Origin of the sequence: Microbacterium paraoxydans, from assembly GCF_900105335.1 — a bacterium.
In the GTDB taxonomy this organism is placed as follows: domain Bacteria; phylum Actinomycetota; class Actinomycetes; order Actinomycetales; family Microbacteriaceae; genus Microbacterium; species Microbacterium paraoxydans.
Window position 1 is genome coordinate 2,140,028 of the sequence record NZ_LT629770.1, and the last position, 16,556, is coordinate 2,156,583.

The window sequence follows — 16,556 nt, forward strand, 5'->3', positions numbered from 1 at the left end:
AGGCTCGGAGGGGTGAGTGGTCCGACAGCCCCCGTGTCCTCCCGCCGCGTGCCGACCAGCGCCCTCCTCGTGAGCGCCGCGCTCGGCGCGGTCCAGGCCCTCGTCTTCCTGGCCGTCGTGCCGATCACGAGCGTGCTCGCCGCCGCCTCCCCTCCCGCGTATGCCCTGGTCGCGGCCGTGCACACCGCACTGCCCTTCCTCGCGCGCGTCGTCACCCGCGTGCCGGGGATGGCGACGCTGGCCGCCTTCGTGACCGGTGTGCTGACGGTCGCGGTGTCGCCCATCGGGCTGCTCGGCGTCGTTCCGCTCGTCCTCGGCGGCGTGGTCCTCGACCTGGCGCTGCCGTTCCGGCGCGACGCCCCCGTCCGCCCGGCCCGTGTCCTGCTCGCCGGCGCCGTGACCGGTGCGGTGCTCTTCGTCGTCGCCCTCCCCGTCTTCTCCCCGGAGCACCTCGTTCCGCCGGTGCTCATCGGCACGCTGCTGGGGCGGGTGGTCGGCGAGCTCGCGGTGGCCGGTGTCGTCCTCGCCGTCCGCCGGCTGCTGCGGCGCGCCGGCGTCGCCCGCTGAGCCGGCATGCCGGTCGACATACCCCCACCGGGTACCATGGACACATGGTCGGTCGTCGCGCGTTCCAGGGAGCGATGCTCGCCGTCCTCCTCGTTGGCGGCGTCCTCCTCGGCCTCCTCGGCATGCACGCCCTCGACACCCACGGCACCCCGGGGGCGCACGCCGTCGCGGGGCACGCGGCCCCCGCGCACCCCGCAGCGTCGGCAGCGCACGAGGCGGGCGGAGCGGACGAGGCCGTCGTCCCGGGTGATCCTGTGCACGATGGCGGGGCGGCCTGCGTCCTCGCCCTGCTCGGCGGGCTCCTCCTGCTGCTGCGCCCCTCTCGCGCTCTCCTGACCGGACCCCTGCTCCGCGCTCTCCGCTCGCCCGTGGAGCCGGCCGCCGCCCCGCTTCGTCCTCCCTCACTCCACATCCTCTGCATCAGTCGGACCTGATCGGCGCCGATGCGCCCGGGCGCCGCGACCGCGGACGCCCTTCCGACAGACAGAGATGAGAGAGAAATGACCAATCGAACCACTGCCGCCGCCGTCCTCGTGCTGGCCGGGACCCTCGCCCTCGCCGGGTGCGCCTCGACCGCACCTGCCGGGCCGGCCGACCACTCCGGTATGGATCACACCACCTCGGACGCCCCGCTGACCGGAGCGAACGAGGCCGACGCGATGTTCGCGTCGATGATGGTCGTCCACCACGAGCAGGCCGTGGAGATGTCCGACATCGTGCTCGCGAAGGAGGACGTCGATCCGCGGGTCGCCGACCTCGCCGAGCGGATCAAGGCCGCTCAGGGGCCCGAGATCGAGCAGTTGCAGGGCTGGCTCGACGACTGGGGTGCCGAGGCGGGTGACCCCGCCGACATGGATCACGGCGACGGCATGATGAGCGACGACGACCTCGCCGCGCTCGAGGCCGCCGCGGGCGCGGAGGCGTCCCGACTGTTCCTGGAGCAGATGATCGCGCATCACGAGGGCGCGGTCGAGATGGCCGAGGCGGAGGTCGCGGACGGCGAGAACGCCGACGCGGTCGCCCTCGCGCAGGACATCGTCGACGCGCAGACCGCCGAGATCGCGGAGATGAAGGAGATCCTCGCCACGCTCTGATCGGAGCCGGCCCCGCGTCGCGCAGGCGACGCGGGGCCCGTCGCCCGTGCGCGATCTGTCCATTCCGCGCTGTTCTGTACATTTCGCACTATCATGTACCCATGAGCGAGATCGCGATCACGGAGGCCAGGGCGCGGCTGGCGTCCATCATCGACGAGGCGCGTGAAGAGCCCGTCTACCTCACCCGACGAAACGTCCCGGTGGCCGCTGTCGTCGATGCCAGCCTGCTGGAGCGACTCCTCGAAGATGCGGAGGAACTGGCCGACATCCGCGCGGTCGATGCCGCCTGGGACGAGACCGCGCGGCTCCACGAGACGCCGATCCCCTGGGAAGAGGTGAAGCGGGACCTCGGGCTCGTGCCGTGACCTACGACGTCCAGGTCCTGCCGGTCGCCGTGCGGGCGATCCGCAAGCTCCCTCCCGAGGGGAGGCGACGTATCGAGGCCGTCATCGAGCTCCTCTCCGAAGACCCGCGGCCCCCCGCGGCCCGCAAGCTCACCGGCCGACCGGAGTGGCGGGTGCGGACGGGCGACTACCGGGTGCTCTACCGGATCGAGGACGGGATCCTGACGATCGTCGTCGTGCATGCCGGCCACCGTCGCGAGGTGTACCGCTAGCCGTCGCGGCGGCGCAGGCGGCGCAGCGGAGCAGAGAGGCGGTGCCAGAGGGTCGGCGCGGGCTCCTCGTCCTCGGTGGGAGGCGGGGCGACGGCGAACTGGACGAACTCCTCCGCGCCATGGTGCACGACGCGATAGAGCGCCGTGCCGATGAGCACGCCGAGCGCGATCGACATGACCGACACCAGGGCCGCGGTGAAGTCGGCGAGGCCGTTGTCGGTCGCCACCGCCTCGGTGAGCCCCACGAGCCCGGCGGCGCCGGGCACCAGCAGCCAGAACGCCGGGAGGAACGTGAGCTGCGAGGGGGCTCCGTGACGCAGCCCGGCGATCCAGAACACCACCGGGGTGACGGCGACCGCACCGACGAACCCGTCCACTGCCGGGTCGATGAACTCCGTTCCCGCCCACTGGCCGAGGTACGCGACGACCAGGGCGAGCAGCACCCACCCGAACGTGGACGGCGGGGAGGAGAAGTGCAGGTAGTTGCCGAGTGCGAACACGAGGATGCCGAGCAGCGGCACCCACCAGGGCAGATACGACGAGGAGGCGTCGAGGGCCTCGTACGAATCGCTCGAGACGCCCACCACGGCACCGGCGGCGAGGATGCCGAAGGCGAGGAGCGCGAGCTGCACGAAGCCGTAGATGAGGCGGGATGCACCGGAGATCATCTGCCCGGCCGCGAGCTCAACCGTCGCCGTGGTCAGCACACCACCGGGGAGGAAGGTGACCAGCGGGGCGATCAACAGCCGGATCGGGTCGCCGATCTCGATGACCTCCGCGAGGAGGAACACCGCAGCCGCGCACACGAAGGCCGCGGCGATGGGCATGACGAGCTGCAGAGTGGGGGAGCGCACGAGTTTGAGCAGGCCGATCCCGAATCCGAGCACGAAGGCGACGAGGGCGCCCTGCCAGGTCGGTGCGAGCAGGAGCGCCAGGCCGGTCGTGAGGATGGCGTGGCCGAGCGTCCGGGTGAACCAGCCGAGGCGCGGACGCATCGCCCCGATCTCGTTGAGCCGCCGGATGCCGTCCAGCGGGTCCACGTCGCCGGTCTTCGCCTGCGCGATGAGGTCGTACAGCGCGGCGATCTGATCGAAGCGGAACGAGGCGTTCGTGGCCGAGCGGAACGCGACCCGCTGCTCCTCCGCGTCCCCCGTCTCCACGATGATGATGGTGGGCAGGACGACGAAGTCGGCGCCGTCTCCGCCCGACGCCGTGGCGACCTCGGCGATCGTGTCCCGGATGCGGTCGACGGACTCCGCCGACGCGTTCATCCCCTGCGCCAACCCCAGCAGGAACTGCCGCAGCGCCGAACGGTCGACGACGTCGGTCATGTCACCAGAACAGGAACGACAGCGCCACCCCGACGATGATGGCCGTGCCGACGTAGACGAGGTTCGGCAGCTGGAACGAGTGGTCGAGGACGAACTTGCCCATCTTCGTCGTCCCGGTCTGGTCGAACGCGACCGTGGCCACCTGGCTGCCGTTGGCGGGCAGCGTGTAGATGCCCATCGCCGCCGGCCACAGCCCCACCAGCAGAGAGGCGGGCAGCCCGATCGTGATGCCGATCGGGACGATCGCGTTCGTGGCGCTCGATTGGCTGGTCGTGAGCATGGCGACCGCGAACAGCGCCAGCGCGAACAGCAGGGCACCGAGGAAGGCGGACGAGCCGGAGACGACCGAGCCCAGCCCGTCGACGATGAGGGTCTGGTTCGCGGCGACGAACGTGTTCGCGAGCCAGGCGATGCCGAACAGGGCGATGGCGCCGACGATGCCCGCGGGGAAGGTGGACTGCTTCGGCACGTCGGCGGCCTTCACCTTGCAGAACACGAAGATCAGTGCGGCGATGATGCCCATGACGACCTCGATGATCACGGTGACGCTCAGGCGCAGCGGATCGCCGTCGTCGTCGGTGCCGATGACCGGACGGAGGTTCTCGAACAGGCCGAAGAACACGATCACCGCGACACCGGCGAGGAACAGCGAGGCCGACAGTACGGCGGTCGCCGGGAGCTTGTTCTCGTGCGCGTCGACCACGGGCGGCTTGATCTGTCCCTCCGCCAGGCGCCTCTGGTACTCCGGGTCGTCCTCGAGGTCCTTGCCGTGGCGCATCATGACCAGCGCGGCCACGAGCAGGCCCGCGATGGAGGCCGGCCACATGATGAGGAGCAGGCCGCCGAGGTCGACGCCCTGCGGCGCGAGCAGCACGACCATCGATGCGGTGGCGGCGGAGACCGGAGAGCAGAGGATGCCGACCTGCGAGGCGACGGCCGAGACCGACAGCGCCCGCTCCGGTCGGATCTTCTGCTGGTAGGAGACGTCGTGGATCACCGGCAGCAGCGGGTAGAAGATGTTGCCGGTGCCCGCGCCGACCGTGAAGAGGAACGACATCGCCGGTGCGAGGAAGACGACGGACTTCGGCCGTTTGCGGATGACCTTGGCGGCCACCGACACCATCCAGTCGATGCCGCCAGCGGCCTGCATGGTCGAGGCCGCGGTGATGACCGTGATGACGATGAACACGGCATCGACCGGGGCGTTGCCGGGGGCCTCCCCGAACACGAACACGAGCACCGCGACGCCGACGAGGCCCCACACGCCCAGGCCGATCCCGCTCGTGCGGGTGCCCATGAAGATCGCCAGGACGACGACGATGAGCTCCGCGACGAGGATCCAGACGCTGTCGTTCACGACGAGGGCCCCTTCACGATCGGCGCGGATCCGGCGAGGACCTGCACGGGCAGCTCGGTCTCGACGATCTTCCCGTCGACCGCCTGGACCTTCAGCGCCAGAGGGTTCTCGACCGGGCTGACCGCGGTGACGAACTCGCCGTTCTCGAAGTGGAGCGACTGCAGATTGCCCACCGCGTACCCGGTCGACAGCTCGCCGCTGAGGAGCGAGGCGTGGAAGAGGGGCCGGCGCTGGTCCTCGGCGTCGTAATGCGGACAGAAGCTGCCGTGCAGGAACCCGAGGCCCTCGGGGAGCACCTGCAGCGTGGGGCCGTAGCTGTCGGTCGTGCCGCCCTCGAACCAGCAGATGCCGCCTGCGCTGCCTCCGGTGAACACGACGTTCGAAGAGGGGTCCTCCCACATCTCGCGCATGACCACGTCGAGCCCCTGACGCTTCCAGACGTCGAGCATGTTGGCGGTGTTCCCCCCGCCGACGTGGATGACGTCGAAGCCCTTCACGAAGCCGGCGAGGTCGTCGACCGCGCGGTGGAACAGCGGCAGATGATGGGGCGCGCATCTGTCGGAGTCGTACGTGGAGTAGAAGCTCACGATGTAGGCGGTGTCGTCGCCGGTCGCGGTCCCGACGAAGAGGACCCGGGGACGCTCCTTGCCGGTGAGCTTCAGGATGTACTCGTGCGTCGGATCGTTCCGACGTTCCATCATGGCCTTGCCGGCCCCGGTTGCGACGACGTGCGACATGCCCCCACCTCACTGTCGGATGTGAATGCGCTCAACCTAGCGTCGCGCCGTCACCGCCGTCCAGAGCGGTCACCCTGGCCGGGTGAATCCGGGCCACTCAGCCGAAGACGCGGGCCGTGCCCACCATGCCTTCGAGGAGGGCGGTCGTGCGGGCGCGGGGGCCCTCCGGCGCGATGCCGAGCACGCGGGCGAGCTCGAGGGCGAGGGCGGCGTGGCCGACCGCGCTGGGGTGGAACGGATCGTTCATGAGGCCCCACGGCACGCCGCCGTTCCCCAGCTCCGCGAAGTGCGCGTGCTGGTCGACGAGGATCACGTCCTCCGCGGAAGCGACCCGGCGGACGGCCTCGGCGAAGTCGGCGATCCGCGCCCGCTCCGGAGCATTGCGGACGTCGATGGCGGGCGGCGTCTGGAGCACCGGGATGGCGCCGAGCCCGCGTACCCGGCGCACGAAGTCGTGCAGAGACGCGGCGTAGTCCTCCGGCGAGATGACCGGTCGTGGTCCGCCGTCGGAGGCGTCGTTGGTGCCGACCATGAGGGTCACGACATCCGGCTGCCAGCCCGCGACCCGACGCTCCCAGTCGTCGAGGATGTCGACGATCCGGTTGCCGCTGATCGCGGTGTTGAGGACGATGTCGCGGACGCGCTCGAGCTCGCCCCTGACCAGCTCGTGGAGGTGCTCCGGGTAGCTGCGCCCACCCTGGGTGTGAACCAGGCCGTGGGTGATCGAGTCGCCGGTGATGATCCAGTTCAACGGTGCGGGGTCGCGGAGGGCGGCGGCGAGGCGGCCCAGGTCGGCGGAGGCGGTGGCGGGGGAGGCGGAGGGGGCGATCGGCACGCCTCAGAGCTTATCCGTCGCCCGCGACCTGCTTCCTGACGGGGTGGCGTAATGCCCCGGCATCGTTCCCGTCCTGTTTCCCGAGGGGCGAGGCTGGGCATGTGAGCGCGGACGGGATCCGCGGCCCAGGACATCGTCGAATCCCCAACCCGACGATGTGGAGAAATCGAGTCCCTCGTGCGGCGGGCTGCTCCCCCGGCCCGCCGCACATCCCCGGTCTCGGGGGCGTTCCGTCGACCCATTCCGGAACGCCGATATACGCGCGGCTGCGAACACCTGTGATCCGCCGCATGAGGGGTACCGTCGTTCGCGGCCTGTTCGAGGGAGGGGAACCTTGCGGGCCGGGGGAGAGCTCGCGGCATCGCCGCGAGCAAGGGTGCGCCGCTCGCGTGCGGCGTGGAGACGCGCGCGGCGAGCGTCGTCGGGTTCCGCAATCCTGCGGAGCGCGCGTAGTACGCCGGGCTTCGACGTGTCTCATCTTCGACCGTGCCCACGTCGCGTGCGCGCGGCTGTCACCGGAGGAACACATGCTGACCCATTCGCCACCCGTCCGACCCCGCTCGGGGCGGAGGAGCCGCGTCGCCCGCCGCGTCGCCGCCCTCGCCGTGATCGTCGGAGGAATCGTCGGAGCCCTGCTCGCCCCCGTCGTCGCGACGGCGGCGCCGCCGTACACGACCAGCGCGACGGTGTCGTCGCTCGCCTTCACGGAGAAGGCCGTCGCGAGCGGTACGAAGGCCGAGCTCACCGGGAGCTGGTCTCTGCCGGACGACCCCGTGGCACCAGCCGGGTTCGTCGTCGATCTCCCCGAGGGTCTCCGCGGGCTGCCGGACGCGTTCCCGCTGCTCGACGACGATGGCCAGGAGGCCGGGAGCTGCGTCACGACCGCCGCCCAGCTCGTCTGCGACATCGACGGCACCTACCTGCAGGAGCACCCCGTCGGTCTCTCCGGCGGCTTCTCCTTCTGGGCGACCGTGACCACCGAGGTGACGGAGACCACCACGGTCACCTACGACTTCGGCGACGTCACGGCCGCCGTGGACGTGAAGCCGGACCCCTTCGCCTGCTCGACGGACTGCGACTTCCGCGGGCGGACCGACTTCAAGAGCGGGGAGTATCAGAACTCCTCCGACACCATCGCCTGGGACGTCGCCGTCGGTGCGGGAGCGAAGGGCATGGTCGCGGGTCAAGAGGTCGTCGTCACCGACATCATCGGTCCGGATCAGGAACTCCTGCGCGAATCCGCCGCCGGCGAGCGCTACCCGTCGCTCTGGGTGGCCACCGGCCTGGAGACGCTCCCCAGCGGTCTTGTCGTGCCGGGGCCGATCACCGAGGCCCCGGCCTCCGATTACACCGTCTCCGCGGACGGCACCACCGTGACCTTCACCGCCCGCGAGGGGGCCTTCTACAACGTGCACTATCTCTCGCGCGTGACCGACGACGGCGCGGCCGGCAGCTACCGCAACGCGGCCGAGATCCGGGTCGGCACCGAGACCTCGTCGACGGTCACGTCGGAGGTCACCCGCCACGGGGGCTCGGGGACGGGGAACGGCACGCGGGTCGGGCGGTTCACGGCGCTGAAGACCCTCGACGGTGAGGCGGCCGCGACCGAGCGGATCCCTGCCGAGACCCGGTATGTGCTGGAGTACGCGTATCCGGCGGGCCGGGGCTTCCCGGCGGGCTCCGGGGTGCTCACGCTCGAGGCGGGATCGCCGGTAACGAGCCCGGCGCTGCCGGTCGGTGCGGAGGTCACGGTCCGCGAGCGCACGCCCGAGTCGGTGGCCGGCATCGCCTGGGGCACTCCGACGATCAGTCCGGAGCGGTTCACCGTAGGGGACGAGACGGTCGCCGTGAGTGTGCAGAACCCGGTGTCCGTCGTGCCGCCGCCGCCGACGCCGACCACGCCGCCGACGCCGGGCACTCCGACCACGCCGCCCACGACGCCGGGCACTCCGACGACGCCCGGCACGCCGACCACGCCGGGAACTCCGGGCAAATCGCTGGCCTCGACCGGTGGGGAGATCGCGGTCACGGGTCTGGTCGCCGGGGTGCTGCTGCTGGGGATGGGGGGTGCCCTGGCGGCCGCGCGACGCGCACGCCGCGGGAACCGCTGATCGCACGTGCCGTGCGGGGTGCGGCCGACGTCTGTCGGCCGCACCCCGCGTCGGCGCGAGAACGCACGGGCGAGGTCCGTCACCTCGCCGACTGATGCCCTGGGGGAAGGGAACACCATGAGCGACGAACGCAGAGACGAAGACAGAGAACGCGATGCCGACCTGCTGGGCCGCGTCCGCGGGGGGGACGAGCAGGCCTATGCGGAACTGTGGGAGCGGTACGCGCCCGCGGCCGCGGCTGTGGCGCGCAGCTACTGGTGGTCGGCCGATGCCGACGACCTCGTCGCGGAGTCGTTTACCCGCATCTACCAGGCGATCCAGGCAGGGAAGGGGCCGACGGCCGCGTTCAAGCCCTATCTGTTCGCCACCATGCGCAACCTCGCCATCAGCTGGGGCCGTGCCCGCCGCGAAGTGCCGATCGAGTACATCGAGGCGGTGGAGGATCCGAACAGCACCGACGCCGCCGCGGACGCCGACTTCGACGCCTCCCTCGTCTCCCAGGCCATCCTGGCCCTGCCGGAGCGGTGGCAGGACGTGCTGTGGTTCGGCGAGGTCGAGCACCTGTCGATGCACGAGATCGGCAAGCGCCTCGACATCAGCGAGCGCGCCGCCGCGGTCCTCGCCTTCCGCGCCAGAGAGGGGCTCCGGCAGGCCTGGATCACCGCGCACGTCGCCGCTCGTCCGCCGGCATCGCGAGAGTGCCAGTGGACGATGGGGAAGCTGGGCGCGCACGCCCGCCAGCGACTCACCTCTCGAGACACCGCCCGCGTGCACGCCCACCTCGACGAGTGCGCCGACTGCCGCGCGAAGGCCGACGAAGCCCGTCACGCCAGTTCGCGCATGTTGTCGGTCCTGTTCCCCGCCGGCATCGCCGTGGGGGCGGGCGCGCAGATCTGGCAGTCGTTGACCTCGGCGGGACTCTCCGCCAGCGCCGCACCGCTGCCGCCGGCGATCGCTGCTCCGGTCGCGGGCATCGCCGCGGCGAAGGCCACCGTCGCCATCGTGACCGCGGTCGCCGCGACGACTCTGGCGGCGACCGTCGTCGCCACGGTCGTGGGCGGCACCGCGGTGGTCGCGACCCCCGCCGCCAGTCAGGTCGTGACGTGGAGCGTGCCCACCCCGACGGCATCGCCCTCGGCGGCCCCCGCCCCGGTGGCGACGCCTGCCGAGACGACGGAGCCGCCTGGGGAATCCGAGCCGCCGGCCCCGGCGGAGCCTCCGGCGGATCCGGATCCGGAGCCGGCGCCGGACCCGGTTCCCGAGGCGACCGTGCCGAGCCCGCCGGTCCTCATCTCCGTCCCGGGCCAGGTCTCACGCACCAAGCTCCTGTCTGTCACCGTGGCCTGCGAGGCCGGCGCCGACCTGACGGTGTCCGCGTACGGCGCCACGCTCGCGGCGGGTACCTGCGCGGCGAACGAACGGTGGCAGGCGAGCTTCGAGGTCGACGCCTACCCGGTCCCGGCCGGGACCGCGGTGACCTTGAGCTTCGCGCAGTCCAACATCGCCGGAGTCTCCGGGGCCGCGACGGCCGAGGTGGTCATCGTGGATTGATTTCGGAACCGCGCGTAATCACCCCTGCGCCTCGCTGTCCTGTAGGAGTCCGCCATCTCCGGATACCAGCGGATGAAGAGATCGAGATTGGAATCACATCGCCATGAGGAAACGATCGGGCGCCTTCGTGCTCGGACTGCTGCTCGCCCTCGGTGCCGTCGTCGCCGCGGCCCCCGCGACCGCCGCGTCGGGAGCGGCGACCATCGTCGACGCGAACACCGGCAGGTTCACGCTGCCGGACGGCACAGTCGCCACGGCGACACTGTCGGGCGGCTCGCGCATCTTCGGGGGCGAGGGCAAGACGCTGAGCTCCTGGAGTGGCACGGACGCGATGTACGCCGCCGGTGTCTCGGCGAAGGACCTCGCGACGCTCGACGTGCACTCGAAGGCGAACTGCGGCACGGCGTCGCGGTGCGGTGAGGGACAGCTCACGATCACGTTCGACCGCCCCGTCGACGATCCCGCCATCCACATCGCCGAGTTCGGCGCCGGGACCGGAGGTACCGGGCTCGGCGGGATCGCCATCGCGGATGGCATGCGCTTCGCCTCCGCGGACGGCGGCGCCACCCGCGCGGTCGTCTCCGACGGCGCGACCTTCGTGGACGGAGGCGACGGGTACGTCCGTGGCGACCTCCGCATCTCCTGCACCGCAGCCTCCCGCCCCGGAGGCTGCGGAAGCTTCACCGTCCCCGGCACCAAGATCACGCGCATCGTCTTCGACGTCGCCCGCTTCGCCCTCGGCGGCATGCAGACGACGGCGACCGACGGCTACGCGCTCGGGATCACGGCCACCGCCACACCGGACCCGAAGCTCGCCGGTCTCTCGATCGCGAAGGTCGTGGACAAGGCGGCCGCCGCGCCCGGCGAGACCCTCGACTACACCATCACCGTCCGGAACTCCGGCGAGGCGGACGCCCGGCAGGTGCCCGTGACCGACACCCTTCCCGCCGGGCTGCGTGATGTGACGGCCGATCAGGGCTGCGTCGTCGCGGACGGCACGGTCACGTGGACGATCGACGCCCTTCCTGCCGGCGGCACGAGCACCCTGCATGTTTTCGGGACGGTCGATCGCGCGGGTGCGGGCAGCACGCTCGTCAATCGCGCCGTGGTGAAGAATCCCGCCGATGCCCCGGCCGAGACGCCCGCACCCACGTCGGCGACGCCGTGTGCGGACGACGCGGGTGCCGCCTGCGCCGCCACGACGGTCGCCGCCCTGCCGGCGTTGTCGCTCGCGAAGACGGTCGACAAGCAGGTCGCCGGGCACGATGAGGTGCTGACATACACCCTCGTCGTCGCCAACGCCGGCACGGGTCCGGCGAACGACGTCCCGGTGACCGACCTCCTGCCGCCGGCCCTGACGGCGGTCTCGGCCGATCAGGGCGGCGTGGTCGCCGACGGCACCGTCCGCTGGACGCTGCCCGAGGTCCCCGCCGGGGGCGAGGTCGCGCTGCACGTGACCGGAACCACCCCGGGGGGCCTGGACGAGGCGCAGCTCCTCAACCGCGCCACCGTGCAGAACCCTGCGGATGCGCCCGCCGGAACCCCGGCGCCGACGGTGACCACCCCGTGCCCTGACGACCCGCAGCAGGCGTGCGCCCTGACCGCGGTGGCCGCGCTCGCCTCGCTCGAGATCGACAAGACGGTCGCGCAATCCGCGGCGGTCGCCGGATCCATCCTCGACTACACGATCACCGTGTCGAACGTCGGCCCCGGTACCGCGACCCAGGTCCCCGTCGTCGACGATCTCCCGGACGGCGCACGGTTCATCGCCGCCTCGACCGGCGGGGTCGCGGTGCAGGACCGTGTGGGCTGGGTGGTGCCCGAGCTCGGACCGGGGGAGTCCGCCACGATGACCCTGCGTGCCCAGCTGCCGCGCGACGCGGAGGGCACCATCGTCAACCGCGCCACCGTGGCCTACGACGAGTCGATGATCGCCGGTCTGCGGGCGGCAGCGGTCCAGGCCGGGATCGCCGTCCCGGATGACCTGTCCGGCCTTCCGGCGCTGCCGCCGCTGTCGGCGGCGCACGCCTGCGCGGACGACGCGCAGTGGTCGTGCGCAGCGACCGTCGTCCGTGCCCCTGCGGCCGCAGGGCTCGCCCAGACCGGTGGCACGCCGCTCTCCGTCCTCCCCGCGATCGCGCTGCTGGCAGGTGGGGCTCTGCTCCTCATCGTCTCCGCGCGTCGCGCGACCCACCGATAACCACTGATCGCGTCAGCCACGGGGGACCTCCCTCCGGGGGCTGATCGAGGTACCCAGAAATGCACTTCTCACAGTCCACTTCGTCCGTTCCGCTGCCGAAAGGCTCCGTCATGATCGTCTTCGGGACCCGTCCCGAGATCATCAAACTCGCCCCCCTCGTCCGGGAACTGGGAGACGCCGCCTTCGTCGTCCATACCGGTCAGCACTATGACCCGGGGATGTCCCGGGTGTTCCTCCGGGCCTGCGGGATCGAGCGGGTCGACCTCCAGCTGCACGTCGGAGGTCTCCCGCGGGCCGCTCAGATCGGGCGGGCCGCCGAGCAGATCGCCGAGGCCGTCACGCGCTTCGAGCCGCGGTACGTCGTGGTCCAGGGGGACACGAACGCGACGTTCGCCGCCGCTCTGGCCGCGAACGCCGCCGGAGTCCGCCTCGGGCACGTGGAGGCAGGACTCCGGGCGAACGATCGCCGGATGCCCGAGGAGCACAACAGGGTGATGGTCGACCACATCGCCGACGACCTGTTCGCGGCGACCGAGGCGAACCGCGCCAACCTCCTCGCCGAGGGCATCGACGATGCCCGCATCCTGGTCACCGGCAACCCGGTGGTGGAGGCGGTGCGTGCGCAGCGCGCCGGGGCGGACGGCGATGCCGAGGTGCTCGCCGAGCTCGGACTGACTCGCGCCGGCTACGTCCTCGCGACTCTGCACCGCCAGGAGAACGTGGACACGCCGGAGAACCTCCTGGCCACGCTCCGTGCGTTCAATGCCATCGCGGCATCGGGGTGGCCCGTCGTGTTCCCGGTGCACCCACGCACCAGGGCGATGCTCACCACGCTGGACGCCACGCATCTCCTGGACGCGCTGATCGCCGAGGAGCCGCTTCCCTACGAGCGGTTCCTCGCGCTCGCCGCGCATGCCGCCCTGTTGGTCTCCGACTCCGGAGGTATCCAGGAGGAGGCGACGGTGATCGGGCGCCCCGTCCTCGTTGTCCGGGACTCGACCGAGCGCCCCGAGGCGCTGGGCTCCTTCACGCGGCTGGTCTCACCGCAGGAGCTCGCCGCTGCGGCCGCCACCCTGCTGGATGCGGTGGAGCCGACCCTCGCCCGACTCGCCACCGTGCCGTCGCCCTTCGGTGACGGCCAGGCCACTGCGCGCATCGCGGCGCATATCCGCACCACCGTCGCCCCGCCCCGCCCCGAGGAGTCCTGATGTACAGCAACGCCCTGACCACTCCGCTCGCCACGGTCGGCGCCCTTGCCGCCACCGGGCCGGAATCCATGACCACCGTGGTCATGGCGGCGGGGATCGCGGTGACCGTGGGGGCGGGACTGCTCCTGCGCACCCGCCTGCTGCGGCGATCGTCGCCGGCTCCTCGCCCGATCCGCCGATCCGTCGCGCCGGAAGAGGATCCCGTGCGGGGGAGGACTCCCTGATGTTCCCGGTGCTCAACGCGTTCACGGTCCTGCTCGGCGTCGCGTTCGTCACGTATGTCCTGTTCATCCTCATCCCCTATCTGCGCTATCCGAAGACCGTTCCCGGGGACCCCGCGCACTTCGAATGGCACTTCTTCATCCCGTGTCGGGACGAGGAAGCGGTCATCGACACCACCGTGTCGCGGGCGCGGCGGGACTTCCCCGGGGCCCACGTCTGGGTGATCGACGACGACAGCGAGGATGCCACGGCGGCGATCGTCACCCGCTGGGCCGACGCCGACGAGCACGTGCATCTCGTCCAGCGGCGGCGACCCCAGGCGCGGACCGGCAAGGGCGATGCCCTCAACGCCGCCTACCATCAGCTCCTCGGCTGGCTCCCCGCCGACGCCGACCATGATCGGATCGTCGTCGTCGTCATCGACGCGGACGGCGAGATGGAGCCCAACGCCCTCGAGATCTGCGCGGCCGACGACATCTTCGGCGACGAGAGCGTGGGGGCGGCGCAGATCGCGGTGTGGATGAAGAATCGCGACGACCCGAAGCCGTACCCGCACAGTGGTCGGTTCGCGAACATGTTCGCGCGGTTCCTGCTGCGGATGCAGGATCTCGAGTTCCGCACCACGATCGCCGCGATGCAGTCGCTGCGGGCCAAGACGGGGACGGTCGGGCTGGGAGGCAACGGGCAGTTCACCCGGCTCTCCGTGCTCGACGCGATCGGCGACACGTTCGGCGAACCGTGGCACGGCGCCCTGCTCGAGGACTACGAGCTGGGCGTGCACGTCGTGCTGGCGGGCTACCAGGTGCGCCACGTCTACGACACGCACGTGAACCAGGAGGCGCTTCCGTCGATCCGTCGCCTGCTCACGCAGCGCACCCGGTGGGCGCAGGGGAACATCCAGTGCGTCAAGTACATCCGCGAGGTGGTGAAGTCGCCGTACGTCGACAACGCCGGGGTCATCGAGACGGTGTACTACCTCGTGCTGCCGTTCCTCCAGATGCTCGGCGGACTCTCGTTCCTCATCCTCTTCGGGGCCCAGGTCGGGTACTGGGTGCAGCAGCCGGAGCTCTTCCAGGTCGCGCTCGGCGACACCCTCGGCGTCCTCGGACTGCTGTTCGCCTTCTCCGTCGCCCCGTTCGCCGTCTGGGGGTTCGTCTACAAGATCCGCTGCGAACCCCAGGCGAGCTGGCTGACGGCGCTGGGGTGGGGGCTCGGAGTGTGGCTCTACGTCTACTACATGTACATCTGCATCGCGCGGGCGTTCCTGCGCATCGTCCGGGGCAAGAACGGATGGGCCAAGACACGCCGCAATGCGGAGGCCCACGTCGTCGTCAACGGATCCGTCGCCGTGGAGGCCTGATGACCGCCGTCACCGAAACCCTGCCCGCCCTCCGCGCTCGCCGATTGGATCGGGTGTCGCCGCCGAACCGTGCCGCGCGCGTGGTCGTGGCGCTGCTGATGCTCGCCGCGGGGGGAGCGCTCCTGGCGGTCAACACCTCCTTCCGCGCCATCGAGGCGGTCGCCGCGACGTGGTTGCTCTCGCCGTTCGTCGAGGGACAGCGTGCAGCGATCGGCGAGCACTACCTCGTCTGGACCCCGACCGGAGACCTGATCGCCCTGCAGATCACGGTCGAGTGCACGGCGCTCCTGATCGGCCTCCCCCTCACCGTGGTCGCCGCGGTCATCCTCGCCTTCACCCGCGTGCGGTGGAGCCGGCTCTTCGGCGGGCTCGCGGCGATGTGGGGCATCGTCTTCGCGGTCAACATGCTGCGGCTCGTGCTGATCGGTTGGGCCACCCAGACCTGGGGTCTCGATCCCGGGTACAAGGTGAGCCATGTCTTCGTGGGGTCGCTCGTCGGCGTGCTCGGCTACGTCGTCGGATTCGTCGTCATGCTCCTGATCATCGGAGTCCGTGCCCCTCAGCGCCGGAATACTCGTCGTCCCCGGACGTAATCGACCGTCGCCCCCTCCGTCTCATTCGCGGCGAAGCACTCTGCTCGTCGTGTCCACATCAAGAAAGAGGCTTCATCATGAAGAGCATCCTCAAGACCGCGTGCAGCGCCGGTGTCGGCCTGCTGATCGTCGGGGGCTCGCTCCTCGGCACGCAGGGGGCCATGGCCGCCGACGAGCCGGACTCCCCGAGCACCACGTCGAGCGGCGGGGTCTCCTCGGTCCGCAGCACGGAAGACGTCGACGGCCAGGCCTCGACCCGCGGCTACCTGGGTCGAGCCACCCAGACGGCTGCGACGGGCGTGACGCCGGGATCGGAGATCAAGGAGGGCGCCATCGTGCAGCTCGTCAACGACGAGCAGATCGACGGCGTCTACAAGGTGATCCTGCCCGTGCCGGCGCACACGACCTTCGCATCGGCGACCAGCGGCGGTCAGCTCGTCGGAGGCAACGTCGTCTGGACCTTCAACGTCACGCACGACGGAGGCGCCAGCATCGTGACCCCGATGGCGACGTTCACCGTCGACGCCGACTACTGGGGTCCGCAGATCACCAACAGCGCCAAGGTGCTCTACACCGGCGGCGTCTTCACCGACGACCACCGCTTCACCTACAACTACGGCCACACCTTCGCCGAGCGTCCCCCGGTACCGTTGGCCGATCCGGCCGTCGGGCTGGCCGGAGCCGGTGTGATCGCCGTCGGAGCCGCGGGCGCGTTCGCGCTGCGCCGTCGTCCCTCGGCGAACCGGTGACGGGCGCCGGACAGAAACGGAGGAC

The 16,556-nt window shown here is 71.1% G+C and carries 17 protein-coding genes; 13 read left to right on the top strand and 4 right to left on the bottom strand.

The features are described 5' to 3' along the window. The first annotated feature begins 12 nt into the window (after nucleotides 1-12). From BLU02_RS10635 to BLU02_RS10655, 5 genes are all read left to right on the top strand, one after another. On the top strand, nucleotides 13-567 hold the full coding sequence (locus BLU02_RS10635) for an ECF transporter S component (RefSeq protein ID WP_158698490.1): 555 nt from the start codon (nucleotides 13-15) through the stop codon (nucleotides 565-567). 44 nt (nucleotides 568-611) lie between these two features. Then, nucleotides 612-1,001: a DUF6153 family protein gene (locus BLU02_RS10640; protein ID WP_083370973.1), complete on the top strand. Its 390-nt coding sequence runs from the start codon at nucleotides 612-614 to the stop codon at nucleotides 999-1,001. A gap of 66 nt (nucleotides 1,002-1,067) precedes the next feature. After that, complete coding sequence (locus BLU02_RS10645) at nucleotides 1,068-1,661, top strand: DUF305 domain-containing protein (RefSeq protein ID WP_060923244.1); 594 nt, start codon at nucleotides 1,068-1,070, stop codon at nucleotides 1,659-1,661. A 101-nt stretch (nucleotides 1,662-1,762) separates the two neighbouring features. Further along, nucleotides 1,763-2,026 (top strand): type II toxin-antitoxin system Phd/YefM family antitoxin, encoded by a 264-nt coding sequence (locus BLU02_RS10650; protein WP_060923245.1) that lies wholly within the window; start codon nucleotides 1,763-1,765, stop codon nucleotides 2,024-2,026. After that, entirely contained in the window at nucleotides 2,023-2,277 is a 255-nt protein-coding gene (locus BLU02_RS10655) for a type II toxin-antitoxin system RelE family toxin (RefSeq protein ID WP_060923246.1), read from the top strand. Before BLU02_RS10650 ends, BLU02_RS10655 begins: the two co-directional genes overlap by 4 nt. Here BLU02_RS10655 and BLU02_RS10660 read toward each other — a convergent pair. The 4 genes from BLU02_RS10660 to BLU02_RS10675 all read right to left on the bottom strand — a co-directional run bounded on the left by BLU02_RS10660 (nucleotide 2,274) and on the right by BLU02_RS10675 (nucleotide 6,537). Beyond that, nucleotides 2,274-3,608 carry a threonine/serine exporter family protein gene (locus BLU02_RS10660; RefSeq protein ID WP_060923247.1) on the bottom strand — a complete coding sequence of 445 codons (1,335 nt, stop codon included), beginning with the start codon at nucleotides 3,606-3,608 and terminating at the stop codon, nucleotides 2,274-2,276. The two genes, BLU02_RS10655 and BLU02_RS10660, sit on opposite strands and share 4 nt — an antisense overlap. Nucleotide 3,609: 1 nt before the next feature. Continuing rightward, nucleotides 3,610-4,965, bottom strand: coding sequence for an anaerobic C4-dicarboxylate transporter family protein (locus BLU02_RS10665; protein WP_060923248.1), 1,356 nt, complete (start codon nucleotides 4,963-4,965; stop codon nucleotides 3,610-3,612). Beyond that, nucleotides 4,962-5,702 (bottom strand): Type 1 glutamine amidotransferase-like domain-containing protein, encoded by a 741-nt coding sequence (locus BLU02_RS10670; protein ID WP_060923249.1) that lies wholly within the window; start codon nucleotides 5,700-5,702, stop codon nucleotides 4,962-4,964. The genes BLU02_RS10665 and BLU02_RS10670 overlap by 4 nt, the downstream gene beginning before the upstream one ends. A gap of 97 nt (nucleotides 5,703-5,799) precedes the next feature. Next, the gene (locus BLU02_RS10675; protein WP_231919555.1) at nucleotides 5,800-6,537 is read right to left on the bottom strand and encodes an SGNH/GDSL hydrolase family protein; all 738 of its coding nucleotides are present in this window, start codon (nucleotides 6,535-6,537) and stop codon (nucleotides 5,800-5,802) included. Between the two features lie 527 nt (nucleotides 6,538-7,064). On the opposite strand from BLU02_RS10675, the gene BLU02_RS10680 reads away from it, so the two are divergent. The 8 genes from BLU02_RS10680 to BLU02_RS10715 all read left to right on the top strand — a co-directional run bounded on the left by BLU02_RS10680 (nucleotide 7,065) and on the right by BLU02_RS10715 (nucleotide 16,531). Further along, nucleotides 7,065-8,648 (top strand): DUF5979 domain-containing protein, encoded by a 1,584-nt coding sequence (locus BLU02_RS10680; protein WP_157547048.1) that lies wholly within the window; start codon nucleotides 7,065-7,067, stop codon nucleotides 8,646-8,648. A 117-nt stretch (nucleotides 8,649-8,765) separates the two neighbouring features. Beyond that, on the top strand, nucleotides 8,766-10,199 hold the full coding sequence (locus BLU02_RS10685) for a sigma-70 family RNA polymerase sigma factor (protein WP_083370974.1): 1,434 nt from the start codon (nucleotides 8,766-8,768) through the stop codon (nucleotides 10,197-10,199). 103 nt (nucleotides 10,200-10,302) lie between these two features. Next, complete coding sequence (locus BLU02_RS10690) at nucleotides 10,303-12,399, top strand: DUF11 domain-containing protein (protein ID WP_082750100.1); 2,097 nt, start codon at nucleotides 10,303-10,305, stop codon at nucleotides 12,397-12,399. A gap of 110 nt (nucleotides 12,400-12,509) precedes the next feature. Then, on the top strand, nucleotides 12,510-13,607 hold the full coding sequence (gene wecB / locus BLU02_RS10695; protein WP_231919556.1) for a non-hydrolyzing UDP-N-acetylglucosamine 2-epimerase: 1,098 nt from the start codon (nucleotides 12,510-12,512) through the stop codon (nucleotides 13,605-13,607). Beyond that, nucleotides 13,607-13,831, top strand: a complete 225-nt coding sequence (locus BLU02_RS10700; protein ID WP_060922758.1) for an LPXTG cell wall anchor domain-containing protein — start codon at nucleotides 13,607-13,609, stop codon at nucleotides 13,829-13,831. Before wecB ends, BLU02_RS10700 begins: the two co-directional genes overlap by 1 nt. Next, nucleotides 13,831-15,189 carry an XrtP-associated glycosyltransferase gene (locus BLU02_RS10705; RefSeq protein WP_060922757.1) on the top strand — a complete coding sequence of 453 codons (1,359 nt, stop codon included), beginning with the start codon at nucleotides 13,831-13,833 and terminating at the stop codon, nucleotides 15,187-15,189. The genes BLU02_RS10700 and BLU02_RS10705 overlap by 1 nt, the downstream gene beginning before the upstream one ends. Further along, nucleotides 15,189-15,782: an exosortase/archaeosortase family protein gene (locus tag BLU02_RS10710; RefSeq protein WP_060922756.1), complete on the top strand. Its 594-nt coding sequence runs from the start codon at nucleotides 15,189-15,191 to the stop codon at nucleotides 15,780-15,782. Before BLU02_RS10705 ends, BLU02_RS10710 begins: the two co-directional genes overlap by 1 nt. Before the next feature lie 77 nt (nucleotides 15,783-15,859). Beyond that, nucleotides 15,860-16,531 (top strand): hypothetical protein, encoded by a 672-nt coding sequence (locus BLU02_RS10715; RefSeq protein WP_060922755.1) that lies wholly within the window; start codon nucleotides 15,860-15,862, stop codon nucleotides 16,529-16,531. Nucleotides 16,532-16,556 lie beyond the last annotated feature (25 nt).